Annotated in this window: 13 protein-coding genes; 4 read left to right on the top strand and 9 right to left on the bottom strand. The window is 69.3% G+C overall.

Annotated elements, in window-relative coordinates:
* Nucleotides 1–42 precede the first annotated feature (42 nt).
* The 8 genes from AB0B82_RS31275 to glgC all read right to left on the bottom strand — a co-directional run bounded on the left by AB0B82_RS31275 (nucleotide 43) and on the right by glgC (nucleotide 8,136).
* On the bottom strand, nucleotides 43–765 hold the full coding sequence (locus tag AB0B82_RS31275) for an alpha/beta hydrolase (protein ID WP_360176693.1): 723 nt from the start codon (nucleotides 763–765) through the stop codon (nucleotides 43–45).
* Nucleotides 758–1,756 carry an amidohydrolase family protein gene (locus tag AB0B82_RS31270; RefSeq protein WP_360176690.1) on the bottom strand — a complete coding sequence of 333 codons (999 nt, stop codon included), beginning with the start codon at nucleotides 1,754–1,756 and terminating at the stop codon, nucleotides 758–760. Before AB0B82_RS31270 ends, AB0B82_RS31275 begins: the two co-directional genes overlap by 8 nt.
* Before the next feature lie 54 nt (nucleotides 1,757–1,810).
* Entirely contained in the window at nucleotides 1,811–2,329 is a 519-nt protein-coding gene (locus tag AB0B82_RS31265) for a 3-hydroxyanthranilate 3,4-dioxygenase (protein WP_360176687.1), read from the bottom strand.
* A gap of 4 nt (nucleotides 2,330–2,333) precedes the next feature.
* Nucleotides 2,334–2,747 (bottom strand): RidA family protein, encoded by a 414-nt coding sequence (locus AB0B82_RS31260; protein ID WP_360176684.1) that lies wholly within the window; start codon nucleotides 2,745–2,747, stop codon nucleotides 2,334–2,336.
* Complete coding sequence (locus tag AB0B82_RS31255; protein WP_360176681.1) at nucleotides 2,744–4,246, bottom strand: 2-hydroxymuconic semialdehyde dehydrogenase; 1,503 nt, start codon at nucleotides 4,244–4,246, stop codon at nucleotides 2,744–2,746. The genes AB0B82_RS31260 and AB0B82_RS31255 overlap by 4 nt, the downstream gene beginning before the upstream one ends.
* A gap of 97 nt (nucleotides 4,247–4,343) precedes the next feature.
* A complete protein-coding gene (locus tag AB0B82_RS31250; protein ID WP_360176679.1) occupies nucleotides 4,344–5,648 on the bottom strand; it encodes an NAD(P)/FAD-dependent oxidoreductase in 1,305 nt (434 codons plus the stop codon).
* Entirely contained in the window at nucleotides 5,645–6,880 is a 1,236-nt protein-coding gene (gene kynU / locus AB0B82_RS31245; RefSeq protein WP_360176676.1) for a kynureninase, read from the bottom strand. The genes AB0B82_RS31250 and kynU overlap by 4 nt, the downstream gene beginning before the upstream one ends.
* Entirely contained in the window at nucleotides 6,877–8,136 is a 1,260-nt protein-coding gene (gene glgC / locus AB0B82_RS31240) for a glucose-1-phosphate adenylyltransferase (RefSeq protein WP_360176673.1), read from the bottom strand. The genes kynU and glgC overlap by 4 nt, the downstream gene beginning before the upstream one ends.
* A 64-nt stretch (nucleotides 8,137–8,200) precedes the next feature.
* On the opposite strand from glgC, the gene AB0B82_RS31235 reads away from it, so the two are divergent.
* The 3 genes from AB0B82_RS31235 (at nucleotide 8,201) to AB0B82_RS31225 (ending at nucleotide 11,267) form a co-directional block, all read left to right on the top strand.
* A complete protein-coding gene (locus AB0B82_RS31235; protein WP_360176670.1) occupies nucleotides 8,201–8,746 on the top strand; it encodes a GNAT family N-acetyltransferase in 546 nt (181 codons plus the stop codon).
* 19 nt (nucleotides 8,747–8,765) lie between these two features.
* Entirely contained in the window at nucleotides 8,766–9,923 is a 1,158-nt protein-coding gene (gene glgA / locus AB0B82_RS31230) for a glycogen synthase (protein WP_360176667.1), read from the top strand.
* Between the two features lie 93 nt (nucleotides 9,924–10,016).
* Nucleotides 10,017–11,267: a hypothetical protein gene (locus AB0B82_RS31225; RefSeq protein ID WP_360176664.1), complete on the top strand. Its 1,251-nt coding sequence runs from the start codon at nucleotides 10,017–10,019 to the stop codon at nucleotides 11,265–11,267.
* On the opposite strand, the gene AB0B82_RS31220 is transcribed toward AB0B82_RS31225, so the two are convergent.
* Complete coding sequence (locus tag AB0B82_RS31220; protein WP_360176661.1) at nucleotides 11,239–12,138, bottom strand: helix-turn-helix transcriptional regulator; 900 nt, start codon at nucleotides 12,136–12,138, stop codon at nucleotides 11,239–11,241. The two genes, AB0B82_RS31225 and AB0B82_RS31220, sit on opposite strands and share 29 nt — an antisense overlap.
* Before the next feature lie 102 nt (nucleotides 12,139–12,240).
* On the opposite strand from AB0B82_RS31220, the gene AB0B82_RS31215 reads away from it, so the two are divergent.
* Nucleotides 12,241–13,092 (top strand): oxidoreductase, encoded by an 852-nt coding sequence (locus AB0B82_RS31215; RefSeq protein WP_360176658.1) that lies wholly within the window; start codon nucleotides 12,241–12,243, stop codon nucleotides 13,090–13,092.
* Nucleotides 13,093–13,305: the final 213 nt, after the last annotated feature.

Below are 13,305 nucleotides of genomic sequence, written 5' to 3'. Positions count from 1 at the left end.
CCGCGGCGCTGTCTGGCGGCGGGTTCCGGGGTGGGTGAGGCGTCAGGTGGTGAGGCGGGTCAGTTGGGTCGTTACCTGGTGCCAGGGGTCGGACTGGGGGTCTATCAGTTCGTAGTGGCCGCAATGGTCGATGCGGTGGAAGTGGGCGGTGGGGTGGGCGGCGAAGTAGGACTCGGTGATGGTGATCGGGACGACCGTGTCGTTGACGCCGTGGATCAGGGTGACCGGAGCGATGGAGGCGGGGAGGTGGACGGGGTCCAGGTCGTTGCGGACGCCGCTGCCGATGAACGCCTGGACGGCGCCGTCCCCCAGCATCTGCTGGTCGGCCATCAACAGGTCGGCCACCGGAGCCAACGCGACCACGCCGCGTAGCTGCACCGGGTTGAGCGTCGCCGCGGCCCACAGCGCGAGTTGACCGCCGGCCGAGTGCCCCATCAGCACGTAGCCCGCGTGGACGTCCAGCAGGTCGGGCAGCGCCTCCAGCGCCGTACGGACGTCGCCCGTGGTGACATCGGGGTTGCCCGGCTCGCGGCGGTACTCCACCGAGAGCGACGGCCAGCCGAGGTCGGACAACGCCGCCCCGAGTGAGCGCGCGTGCATCCGGTCGTACTCCGGCCGCCAGAACCCGCCGTGCAGGAACACCACCAGCGGCCGGTACTCCTTCGCGTGCCAGTAGTCGATCACCTGGTCCGCGTGGTCGCCGTACTTGAGTTCCTCGTCCGGCTCCGGCCCCTTGCGCGACAGGACCGATCGGTCCTCACTCATCAGACCTCCCGAGATAACGCAGGGCGTTCGCGGTGAGCAGTTTGTGCTGCTGCTCCGCGGTCAGGAAGTCGGCCTTTCGCACCACCTCCCCGACCGGCCGCTCACCCAATGGATAGGGATAGTCACTGCCGACCAGAACACGGTCAACCCCCAAGGTATCGACAAGAAGCCGCAATGGGGCTGATTCGAACACCACCGTGTCGACCAGGATCCGGTCCAGGTACGCCGACGGAGGATGCTGCGAGCAACCACGCACCACGTCCCCGCGCCGATGCCACGCGTTCTCGACCCGGCCGAGCCAGAACGCGAAACTCCCGCCACCGTGGGCGAAACAGATCTGCAGCGACGCGGGCAGGACGTCGAACGCGCCACCGAGGATCATCGCCAGCAGCGACAAATGGGTCTCGGCGGGCATCCCGGTCAGCCAGCGCGCCATCCATCGGTCCAGCCGCGGACCGCCCGGCATGTCCCACGGATGCACCAGTACCGGCATCCCGGTCTCCGCGCAGTGTTTGAGAAAGGCAACGATCCCGGCGTCGTCGAGGTCCTTGTCGCCGACGTGGTTGCCGATCTCCACCCCCTCATGGCCGGCCGCGCGGCAGCGGTCGAGTTCCGCGCAGGCCAGGTCCGGATCCTGCAACGGCACCTGGCAGAACGGTATGAACCGGTCGTCCCCGGCCAGCGTCTCCAGGGTGAGGTCGTTGAAGATCCGCGCGAGCTGCACCGCCTGCGCCGCGGGACGCTCGTACCCGAAGAACACCGGGGTCGGCGACACCACCTGGAGATCGATGCCGTCGGCATCCATATCGGCGCGACGGACCGCCGGATCCCAGGCCTGCGGACCGATCGGGCGGAACTCCGTCGACCCGATCATGATCATCGCGGCGCGTTCGGAGTCGATCCGCAGCCACGGCCACCCGCCCCCACCGCAGGCCGCGGCCAGATCCGGCCACCCCTTCGGCACCAGATGCGTGTGTACGTCGACCGCCACCGCCACCACCTCCTGTTCCGCGCCGCCACACCACCGGCCCGAGCGGCGTGGACGTTACGCCTTACCTGGGTGGACGGTGCCGCACTGCGGGCAGGTGCGGGCCGCTTCGCTGTCGTAGAACGCGTTGAACACCGGCGGCAGGTCCGCGACGATGTCGGTGACCTGGAGCTCGACCTCGTGGACGATCGCGTTGCAGTTCCCGCAGTACCAGCGGAACTTCTCCAGCACCCCGGGCTCCCGGACACGCTCGATCACCAGGCCGATCGAGTTCGGGCCGCGCTGCGGGGAGTGCGGCATGTTCCGCGGCAGCACCCACATTTCACCGGCGTTCACCTCGACCGTCGCCGGACCGTCGTCGGTCATCACGTTCACCCGCAGCTCACCGGAGATCTGGTAGAAGAACTCCTCGTACGGGTCGACGTGGTAGTCGGTGCGCTGGTTCGGGCCGCCGACGACCATCGTGATGAAGTCGTCGCCGGTGGGGAACATCTGCTTGTTGCCGACCGGCGGCTTCAGCAGGTGTTTGTTCTCCTCGATCCACTGCGGAAAGTTCGTCGACTGCAGGTTGACCATGGTCCTACTCCTCCTTGAGCGGGATCGCCGCCGTTCCGGACATCTCGATCAGCAGGTGGGGATGCGGCAGCTGATGCACCGCGACCGTCGTGCGCGCGGGGCCGGATTCGTCGAAGAACTCGGCGTACACCTCGTTGTAGCCGCCGAAGTCGTTCATCGACACCAGGTACGTCGTCACGCTGACGAGGTCCTCGAGGCCGGCCCCGACCGCCCCGAGGATGTCGCGCAGGTTCTCCAGGACGGCGCGCGTCTGTACCCGGATGTCGAGCTCGACCGTGCCGAGCTCGTCCACCGAGGCCCCGGCGATGGTGTTGTCCGGCCGCCGGCTCGACGTCCCGGACACGAACGCGAATCCACCACTCACCTTCAGATGCGGAAACCGCCCGCGCGGAGTGGCTTTCCCTGGTACCACGGTCATGAAAGCTCCACGCAGACGTTGGTGGTTTCGGTGTAGAAGTCGACGGAGTGGCGGCCGCCCTCGCGGCCGACACCGGACAGTTTCACGCCGCCGAACGGGGTCCGCAGGTCGCGGAGGAACCACGTGTTCACCCAGCACAGCCCGACGTCGAGCGCCGCGCCGGCGCGGTGCGCGCGTCCGACGTCCCGGGTCCAGACCGTTGCCGCCAGCCCGTAATCGGAGTCATTGGCGAGCGCGTACGCCTCTTCCTCGGTGTCGAACGGCGCGACATGGCAGATCGGCCCGAAGATCTCCTCGCGGTTCGTCCGGGCGTCCGCGGGCAGTCCGGTCACCACGGTTGGTTGTACGTAGCAACCACCGTCGCGGGCATCGCCGAACGTCGGTACGCCGCCCCCGGCGCGAACGTCGGCACCTTCGGTCCGGGCGAGGTCGTAGTACGAGAGAACCTTGTCGCGGTGCTGTTTCGAGATCAGCGGCATGTTCATCGTGGCCTCGTCCGCGGGCCAGCCGTACGTCAGCTCGCCGGCGCGCGTCGCCAGCCGGGAGGTGAACTCCTCGAAGATCGGCCGCTCGACGTACAGCCGCTCGGTGCACAGGCAGACCTGCCCGCCGTTCGTGAACACCGAACGGACCGATCCCTCGACGGCCGCGTCGAGATCACAGTCCGCGAAGATCAGGCCGGCGTTCTTCCCGCCCAGCTCGAAGGACACCGCCTTGACGCGGTCGGCAGCCACCTTCGCAATCGCCGTACCGGTCGCCGACTCACCCGTGAACGTGATCGCGTCCACCCCCGGATGCCGAGTCAGGTACTCCCCCGCCGACGACGGGCCGAATCCGTGCACGAGGTTGAAGACTCCGTCGGGTACGCCGGCCTCCGCCAGCACCTCCGCAAGTACGGTCGCCGACGACGGTGTCTCCTCGGACGGCTTCACCACGACCGCGTTGCCGCAGGCCAGCGCGGGCGCAACCTTCCAGGTCAGCAGCAACAACGGAAGGTTCCACGGGACGACGATCGCGACCACGCCGACCGGCTTCCGGACGGCATAGTTCAGCGCCTGCCGCCCGTCCGGCAGCGTGCTCCGGTACGACTCGGTGGGCAGCGTCGTCGCGAAGTCTGCGAACGCGCGAAAGTTGGCCGCACCGCGCGGGATGTCGAGCGTCCGCGCCTGGCTGATCGACTTCCCGGTGTCACCGACCTCGGCCGCCACCAGATCTTCGAACCGCCGCTCCAGTCCGTCCGCGACCCGGCGCAGTACGGCGGCCCGCTCCTGCTCGCTCATCCGCCCCCACGGCCCGCGCAACGCCGCCCGCGCCGCACTCACTGCCGCGTCCACGGTGGATTCGTCGGCCTCGCACACGTCGAAGATCTGCTGTCCGGTCACCGGCGAAACCTTGGCGAACCGCGACGCGCTCTCCACGAACCGCCCGCCGACAAAGTGCCGCAGCACCCCCACCGACGACGGCTGCCCGGTCAACAACTCCTCCGACCACAAACTCACCACCCCCACCTCCTCGCACCTTCCGACGTTCGAGGGGTTAACGGCGCGGGGTACGTGGGGGCGCGGTGGGGTGATGCGGGGTGCGGTGGGAGGAAGGTCATCGGGATCGCCTCGCTCGGCGGGCGAGGGTCAGGGCGCCGGCGGCCAGCGTTGCCACGGCTGCGCCCAGGACCTGATGCTGGCGGCGCACGCGGCGTTGGACTTCGGCGTACGGCGTGGTGCTGAAGGAGACGAGTTCGTAGCGGGAGACGTAGGTGCCAGGGAGGAGGCGCTCCAACGTGTGCTCGACCTGTTTCTGCAGCCGGAAGACCGGTGATGCCACCTTGTCGCGCATCTCGACGAAGTTGTCGAGCGCCATCTCCGCGATCGCCTCGGTGTTCTCCCGGCGGCGCGTCTCGAACAGCGGCAGGGCGCGCGCCCACGAGCCGCCGGTGTCGTCGAGGCAACGGTCCAGCTCCACGACGTCCTCGAAGGCACAGTTGGCGCCTTGCCCGTAGAACGGGACGATCGCGTGCGCCGCGTCGCCGAGCAACGCCGTCCGCCCGTGTGCCTGCCAGGGTTGCGCGTGCACCGTCCCGAGGACGCCAACTGGATTGTTCAGGTAGTCGTCCACCAGATCCGGTGCCATCGGCAACAGATCCGGATAGTGCTCCCGGAAGTGCTGCTCGATGCCCACGCCGGTGGTCAGTGCATCGAAGGACCCGGACGGCCAGAACAGCGTGCAGGTGAACGAGCGGTCCGGATTCGGCAGCGCGATCATCATCGACGTACCGCGCGGCCAGATGTGCAGCGCCCCCGGATCCAGCGCGAACTCGCCGTTGACCGAAGGGATCGACAGCTCCTTGTACCCGTAGTCCAGGAAGTCGACATTCTCCGAAACGATGCCCTCGGCAAGCAACTGCTCGCGGACCGCGGATCCCGCACCGTCCGCGCCGAGCACCACGTCGGCGGTCACCGAGACCTTCCCCGACGGTGTCGCGAACACCATCCGCCCCACCGCCGAGTCCAGCTCGACCAGCCGATGCTCGAACTCGATCGTGACCCCGTCGGCGGCGGACGCCGCGGACAGCAAGGCGTTGTTCAGCGCGCCCCGACTGATCGAGTTGATCGCCCGGTCACCCGAAGCCGAGTACGGCTGGAAGTCCAGCGGCCCCTCGACCGGGTGGATCATCCGGCCCTTCATCGGCAGCGCGTCGGCCATCACCTCGTCCACCAGACCGATCCGCCGCAGCGCGTCCAGCCCGCGTTCGGAGATGGCCAGGTTGATCGACCGGCCGCGCTCCACCTCTGCGACGCGGGGATCCGGGCGGCGCTCGTACAGCGTCACCGACAGCCCGCGCCGCGCGAGGAAGCAGGCGAGTAACGAGCCGGTCAGGCCGGCACCGACGATCGCGACCGTCATCGCATGACCTCCTTCAATGCCGAAGCAGCTCGCCAGCAGTCGTGGTACGTCGAGTACAGCGGCACCGGCGCGAGCCGCAGTACGTCGGGTTCGCGGGAGTCGGCGATCACGCCGTACTCGAGCCGCAGCCGCCGCGACAGCTCACCGGCGCCACGTCCGACCCGCACCGACAGTTGCGCCCCGCGGCGCGCCGGGTCCGCGGGCGTGAGGATTTCGACGTCGTCCAGCCCCTTTTCCAGGTACCCGGTCAACCGCAGGCTCCGCTCCCGGAGCGCCGGCATCCCGATCCGGTCGAAGATCGACAGCGACGTCCGCACCGGGCTCATCGAGAAGATCGGCGGGTTGGACACCTGCCAGGCGTCCGCGCTCGCCGGCGGCCGCGATTCGGGCGTCATCTCGAACCGGGTCTTCGCCTCCGTACTCCACCAGCCCTCGAACCGCGGCAGCTCCGCACCCAGATGCCGCTCATGCACGAACGCCCCGGCGACAGCCCCCGGACCGGAGTTCAAATACTTGTACGAACACCAGGCCGCGAAGTCGACACTCCACTCATGCAGCTGCAGCGGCACGTTCCCGGCCGCATGCGCGAGGTCCCACCCGACCATCGCCCCGGCCGCGTGACCGGCCTTGGTGATCGCCGGAATGTCCATCAGCTCACCGGTCAGGTAGTTCACCCCACCGAGCAGGACGAGCGCCACGTCACCACCGAGCTGCTCCACGACGTCCGCCGTCCGCAAGCTGCTCTCCCCCGGCCGCGGCCGCAGCCGAACGACAGCATCCTCCGGGTCGTACCCATGGAACCGTGCCTGCGACCGTACGGCGTAACTGTCCGAGGGGAACGCGGTGTCCTCGATGACGATGCGGTGCCGCGACCTGGTCGGCCGGTAGAACGACACCATCAACAGGTGCAGGTTGACGGTGAGCGTGTTCATCACGACCGTCTCACTCGGCAGCGCACCGACGAGCCGCGCGGCCGGACCGGTCAGCAACTCGTGGTACGGCAGCCACGGACGCGCGGCATCCAGATGACCCTCGACACCGAGCTCGGCCCACGCGTCCAGATCCTCGAGCAGTTCGACGCGCGTCGCCTTCGGCCGCAGACCGAGCGAATTGCCGGCGAAGTACGCCACCTCGGGGTAGGCGCCGCCCTGCGCGGGCGGCACGTCGAACAGCTCCCGGTGCCCGGGGTCCGCGGCATCGAGTTCCAGTGCCTTCGCCTCGGCCGGCGTCACGCCTCGGGAGCCCCTTCGGTCGCGGCCTTCGGCGGCTCGATCACCTGCCCCTTGCCGAGCACGGTCACGCCGCCCTTTGACACGGTGAACCCGCGCTCGCGGTCGTAGTCCGGATCGACGCCGATCTCGGTTCCGTCCGGGACCACGATGTTCTTGTCCAGGATCACGTTCTTCAGCACGACGTTGCGGCCGATCCGGCAGTTGTCCATGATCACCGAGCGCTGGATGTCGGCGCCGGCGTGGACGATCACGTTCGACCCGAGCACCGAGTGGTCGACATGTGCGCCGGACACGATCGAGCCCTGGCAGACGATCGACTCGCCCACGGTCGCGTCGTCGGTGAACTTCGCGCCGGGCAGCTGCGGGTGCGAGGTGAAGATCGGCCAGTCGTGGTTGTACAGGTTGAACACCGGCTGAATCGACACCAGGTCCATGTGCGCCTCGTGGTACGAGTCCAGCGAGCCGACGTCCCGCCAGTACGAGCGGTCCCGGTCCAGCGCACCCGGTACGTCGTTGTCCTTGAAGTCGTACACCCCGGCCTTGCCCTCGGCAACGAGCATCGGGACGATGTCGCCGCCCATGTCGTGCCGGGAGGCCGGGTTCGCGGCGTCCTTGCGCAGCGCCTCGACCAGCACGTCGCGGGTGAACACGTAGTTGCCCATCGACGCGAACGTCTCGTCCGGCGCGTCCGGCAGGCCCGGCGGATCGGCCGGCTTCTCCAGGAACTCCTCGATCACCTTGCCGTCCGGACCGGTCTTGATCACGCCGAACTCGGTCGCCTCGACCCGCGGCACCCGGATGCCTGCGACGGTCACGCCGTTCCCGCGCTCGATGTGCGCGGCGACCATCTGCGAGGCGTCCATCCGGTACACGTGGTCGGCGCCGAAGACCACGATGTACTCCGGGTCCGCGTCGTTGATCAGGTTCATCGACTGGTAGATCGCGTCCGCGCTGCCCTGGTACCACTGCGGTCCGAGCCGCTGCTGCGCCGGGACGCAGGTGACGTAGTTGCCGAGGAACGTCGACATCCGCCAGGTCAGCGTCACATGGCGGTCGAGTGAATGCGACTTGTACTGCGTCAGCACGCAGAGATTTCGGTAGCCGGCGTTGACCAGGTTCGACAAGACGAAGTCGATCAGGCGATAACTGCCGCCGAACGGCACGGCCGGTTTGGCCCGGTCCGCCGTCAGCGGCATCAGCCGCTTGCCCTCACCGCCGGCCAGTACGATTCCGAGAACTCTGGGCGCCTTTGCCATGTCCGCACCTTAGCTCCGGATTCGCCGGGGCATAAGCGTTTGCGCGCGTCGCCACACTGGGAAGATGCCGATCCTCGTCGTTCCGTCCGTGGCTGTGCACCGATCGTTCCTCGCGGCCTGGGACGAGCTCGAGCCGGGGTTCGAGCACTGGATGGGCGCGCGGTCGATCGCCCGCGACGAGCCCGAGTGGACCCGCGAGCAGGCCGCCGATCCGGCCGAGTTCGGCCGTCTGGTCCAGGCGATCCGGCGCGAGGCGGAGCCGGCGACCGAGCTCGCCGCGGGCATGGTGCACCAGACCGTGCTGTGGTTCGTCGACGGGGTCGAGTTCCTCGGCCGGCTCGCGATCCGCCACGACCTCACCCCGGCGCTGACCGAGGTCGGCGGCCACATCGGGTACTGCGTCCGCCCGTCGGCCCGCCGCCGCGGGTACGCGACCCAGATGCTCGCCCAGTCGCTGCCGATCGCGGCCGGCCTCGGCATCGACCCGGCGCTGGTCACCTGCGACGTCGACAACGCCGCCTCACGCAAGGTGATCGTGGCGGCCGGTGGCGAATTGGAAGACGAACGACACGGAAAGCTGCGCTTCTGGGTGCCGACACAAGTGTCCTGATGACCTATCGTCGGGCGGTATGAAGGTCGCCATTCTGACGCGTGAGTATCCCCCGGACGTGTACGGCGGGGCGGGGGTGCACGTGGACTTCCTGGTCCGCGAGCTGCGCCGGCTGGTCGACGTGGACGTGCACTGCATGGGCGAGCCGCGCAAGGGCGCGACCGCGCACTCCGAGGACGACGCGCGGATCCCGAACGCGAACGCCGCGCTGCGGATCCTGTCCACCGACCTGACGATGACCGCCGCGGTCGGTGACGCGCAGCTCGTGCACTCCCACACGTGGTACGCGAACATGGCGGGGCACTGGGCCAAGCTGCTGTACGGCGTACCGCACGTGGTGACCGCCCACTCGCTGGAGCCGCGGCGCCCGTGGAAGGCCGAGCAGCTCGGCGGCGGCTACCGGCTGTCGAGCTGGGCCGAACGGACCGCGTACGAGGCCGCCGACGCGGTGGTCGCGGTCAGCCGCGGAATGCGGGACGACGTGCTGGACTGCTACCCGTCGGTCGACCCGGCGAAGGTGCACGTGATCTCGAACGGGATCGACGCGGAGTTCTACCGCCCCGACCCGTCGACGTACGTCCTCGAGCGGCTCGGTGTCGACCTCAGCCGCCCGTACGTGACGTTCGTCGGCCGGATCACCCGGCAGAAGGGCGTGCCGCACCTGCTCCGGGCCGGGCTGCGGCTCGACCCGTCCGTGCAGCTCGTGCTGCTGGCCGGAGCGGCCGACACGGTCGAGCTGAAGACCGAGACCGACGCGCTGATCGAGGACCTGCGGGCGGCACGCGACGGCGTGTTCGTGGTGTCGGAGATGCTGCCCCGCGAGGAGGTCCGGCAGGTCCTGACGCACGCGCTGGCCTTCTGCTGCCCGTCCGTCTACGAGCCGCTCGGCATCGTGAACCTCGAGGCGATGGCCTGCGAAACCGCGGTGGTCGCGAGCGCGGTCGGCGGCATTCCCGAGGTCGTCGACGACGGCGTCACCGGCATCCTGGTGCCGTACGACGAGAACGACACCGACACGTTCGAACGCGGGCTCGCGGACGGCATCAACGCACTGGTCGACGACCCGTCGCGAGCGGCTGCGATGGGCAAGGCAGGCCGGGACCGAGCGGTTTCGCAATTCGGCTGGGACGCCGTCGCGCAGCGCACCGTCGAGCTGTACCACAGTCTGACGCAGTGACAAACGGCCCAGACGCCGGGTAGGCCTAGGTCCACTCGGCGTGGGGAGTTCGCACCATTCACCGGGTGTGCCGGCGACGGTTGGGTTGAGGACATGACTTCTCGCCTGACGAAAACCGTCGCCGCCACGCTCGCCACCGCCGGGCTGCTCGCGTTCCCCCTGTCCGCCCCACTGTCCGCCTACGCCGCAGTCGCCCAGCCGACACTCGCCGAGGGCGCGGTGGCCGGCGTCCACGCACCCCGTGGCTCACTGGTCTCCGCGGTCCGGCTCGCTCACCTCACCGCGGCCCAACTCGACGCAGCGGCCGTCGACTTCCCCGGTGCACCACGGTCGACGTACGGCGTCACGGCGTACCGCCTGATCTATCGGACCATCGACCATGACGGGCGGCCGACGACCGCCAGCGGCATCGTCGTCCTGCCGGACGGCCGGCGCGGTGCGCTCACTGTCGCGGAGTACCTGCACGGGACTCTCCCGAGCAAGGCGGACGCTGCCTCCGTCGACCCGACGTCGACAGATCGGCTGGTCACGGCGCTGTTCGCCGGGCAAGGCCTCGTCGGTGTGGCGCCCGACTACCTCGGGCTCGGTCTGGGGCCCGGCCGGCCGCCGTACGTCGACACGAAGACGGAGACCACATCGTCGGCGGACCTGTTGCTCGCGGCCCGTACGTTCGCGGCCCGCCACGGCGTGGCGCTGAAGCGGGACGTGCTGGTCACCGGGTTCTCCCAGGGCGGACGCGCGTCCCTCGCGCTCGGTCGCGCGTTGAGCCGCGGCGAGGCCGGGCCGTTCCGGCTCGGGACGATCCGTGCCGTCGCGGGACCGTACGACCTGCTCGGAACCGAGCTGCCCGGGACCTTCGACGGGCGCGTGGCACCGGCCACGGCGACCTTCTACCTCGCGTACTTCGTGACCGCGTGGAACCGGACCGTCGGGCTGTACGACGATCCGCGCGAGGCGTTCCAGGCGCCGTACGCGTCGACGATCGAAGGGCTCTTCGACGGGACGCACCCGGACGAGGAGATCGCGGCGGCGCTGCCGGACTCACCGGAGAAGCTGTTGACGCCGTCGTTCACGCAGCGGTTGCAGCACCCGAGCGGGCGGTTCCTGCGGGCGTTGCAGGCCGCGGACCAGGTGTGCAAGGACTGGACGCCGCGGGTCCCGGTGCATCTCTACAGCGGGACAAAGGACACCGACGTGGTCGCCGCCAACGCCGACGTGTGCGCGGATCGGCTGCGGGCGCGCGGTGCGGACGTGACCGTGCACTCGATGGGCGCCGTCGACCACGCGGGCACGGCGTTCGCGGCGTACCCGGAAATCATTCGGGCTTTCGCTCGCTCGGCCTGACACGGGTCGCCTCGTGGGTCGACTGCTGTGTTGTCTGCTGGGGTGCGACCAGGCTGCCCAGCAAGGCGAGCGATTCCTCGTCGCGTGATCCGGGGGCGGCGTGGAAGACGACGAGCGTGATGTTGTCGGTGCCGCTGATCGTGAGCTTGTCCGACCGGAGGTCGAGGTCGCCGACCTCCGGATGGGTCATCCGGCTCACCCGCCCGCGCCGAGTCCGGACCTCGTGCCGGGCCCACAGCTGCCGGAAGCGTTCGCTGCGTACCGAGAGGTCGCCGACCAGTTCCTTCAGCCGCGGGTCGTCGACATTGGGTCCGAGCTCGGAGCGCAAGGCCCCGACACCTTCCTCGGTCAACTCCTCCCAGTCCCGGCGCAGGTCGCGCTCGCGCGGGTCGAGCAGGACGGCGGAGATCAGGTTGACCCCAACGGCGTAGTTCGGCGAGAGGGCTGCGCAGAGGGCGTTGACCGCGAGCACGTCGGTGTACTTGTTCTGCACGTACGCCGGGTTGTTGGGCCAGCCGTTGATCAGCTCGACGATGCTCTCCGGCGCCTGCTCCGTACGACGTTGGCCGCTGCGGCCGCGTGGTTTGGGAGTCGAGCGGTCCTGGGCGAGACCGAGCAGGTACGCGGTGGCGTCGGCGTCCAGACGCAGTACGTCGGCCAGCGCCTCGAGGACCTGCACCGACGGGTTGCGGTCGCGGCCCTGCTCGAGGCGGAGGTAGTAGTCCGAGCTGATCCCGGCGAGCATCGCAACCTCTTCGCGCCGCAGCCCCGGCACGCGGCGCAGGCCGATGCTACGGATGCCGACGTCCTCGGGCCGGACCTGCTCGCGCCGGGCGCGGAGGAACTCGCCCAACGCATTCGTACCGTCCATGACTCCACGGTAGTCCGCGGCCGGCCGCGGTGACTGGGTCCTGTCACTCCCAGGAACAAGGGGGCAATCCCAGGTCGCCGCGCGCCGACGAACAGTGGAAACATGACGAACTCAACCATCACCCTCGCCGACGACCTGACCATCACCCGGATGGGGTACGGCGCCATGCAACTGGCCGGCCCCGGCGTCTTCGGACCGCCGAAGGACCGCGACCAGGCGCTCGCCGTACTGCGGGCGGCCGTCGACCTGGGCGTCACGCACATCGACACCAGCGACTTCTACGGACCGTACGTGGTCAACGAACTGATCAAGGAGGCGCTGTACCCGTACCCGGCCGACCTGCACATCGTGACCAAGGTGGGCGCGCGGCGCGGCGACGACGCCTCGTGGATCCCGGCGCTTTCCCCCGCCGAGCTGAAGGCGCAGGTCCACGACAACCTGGAACACCTCGGTCTCGACGCCCTGGACGTGGTCAACCTGCGGACGGCGGCGCACGACGGCGGCAGCACGGAATCCATCGCGGACTCCTTCACGGCGCTCGCCGAACTCCAGCAGGAGGGCCTGATCAAGCACCTCGGCCTCAGCGGCGTCACGATCCCGCAGATCCGCGAGGCCCAGGCGATCGCCCCGGTGGTCACGATCCAGAACCTCTACAACCTGGTCCGCCGCCACGACGACGACGTGGTCGACTACGCCGCCGAGCACGGCATCGCATTCGCATCTTTCTTCCCGCTCGGCGGATTCAGCCCGCTGCAGTCCGAAACCCTGACAAAGGTCGCGGCCCGCGTCGACGCCACCCCTCAGCAGGTCGCCCTGGCCTGGCTCCTCCAGCGCTCGAGCACCAGCATCGTCATCCCCGGCACGTCATCGGTCGCCCACCTCCGCGAAAACATCGCCGCCCGCGACCTCGTCCTCCCCGAAGACGCCCTCACCGACCTCAACACCATCGCCTGACCTCGCGCGAACCCCCAGGCCCTACGGCCCGACCCCACAGCCCGCCCCATGTTCAGGCCCCACGGACGACCCACTCGCCGGTTCCCTGGCCCGATCCCTCGGCCCGATCCCTCGGCCCGATTTCGCGGCCCGGCCGCGTCCCGCGGCTGACCGCCCGGCTGAACAGCAGCTCCTGGACGAGCGCACCCATCGGCGTGTCGACGTACACCTTGC

The sequence above is a fragment of the Kribbella sp. NPDC048915 genome, from assembly GCF_040649595.1.
Taxonomy (GTDB): domain Bacteria; phylum Actinomycetota; class Actinomycetes; order Propionibacteriales; family Kribbellaceae; genus Kribbella.
This window is presented reverse-complemented; position numbering and strand designations above follow the sequence as displayed.

Bases quoted from the DNA above. Each gene is read 5' to 3' on its own strand.
- AB0B82_RS31215 (WP_360176658.1), top strand. From the start codon at position 12,241: ATGACGAACTCAACCATCACCCTCGCCGACGACCTGACCATCACCCGG.
- AB0B82_RS31235 (WP_360176670.1), top strand. From the start codon at position 8,201: ATGCCGATCCTCGTCGTTCCGTCCGTGGCTGTGCACCGATCGTTCCTC.
- glgA (WP_360176667.1), top strand. From the start codon at position 8,766: ATGAAGGTCGCCATTCTGACGCGTGAGTATCCCCCGGACGTGTACGGC.
- AB0B82_RS31225 (WP_360176664.1), top strand. From the start codon at position 10,017: ATGACTTCTCGCCTGACGAAAACCGTCGCCGCCACGCTCGCCACCGCC.
- AB0B82_RS31275 (WP_360176693.1), bottom strand. From the start codon at position 765: ATGAGTGAGGACCGATCGGTCCTGTCGCGCAAGGGGCCGGAGCCGGAC.
- glgC (WP_360176673.1), bottom strand. From the start codon at position 8,136: ATGGCAAAGGCGCCCAGAGTTCTCGGAATCGTACTGGCCGGCGGTGAG.
- AB0B82_RS31260 (WP_360176684.1), bottom strand. From the start codon at position 2,747: ATGACCGTGGTACCAGGGAAAGCCACTCCGCGCGGGCGGTTTCCGCAT.
- AB0B82_RS31265 (WP_360176687.1), bottom strand. From the start codon at position 2,329: ATGGTCAACCTGCAGTCGACGAACTTTCCGCAGTGGATCGAGGAGAAC.
- AB0B82_RS31220 (WP_360176661.1), bottom strand. From the start codon at position 12,138: ATGGACGGTACGAATGCGTTGGGCGAGTTCCTCCGCGCCCGGCGCGAG.
- AB0B82_RS31250 (WP_360176679.1), bottom strand. From the start codon at position 5,648: ATGACGGTCGCGATCGTCGGTGCCGGCCTGACCGGCTCGTTACTCGCC.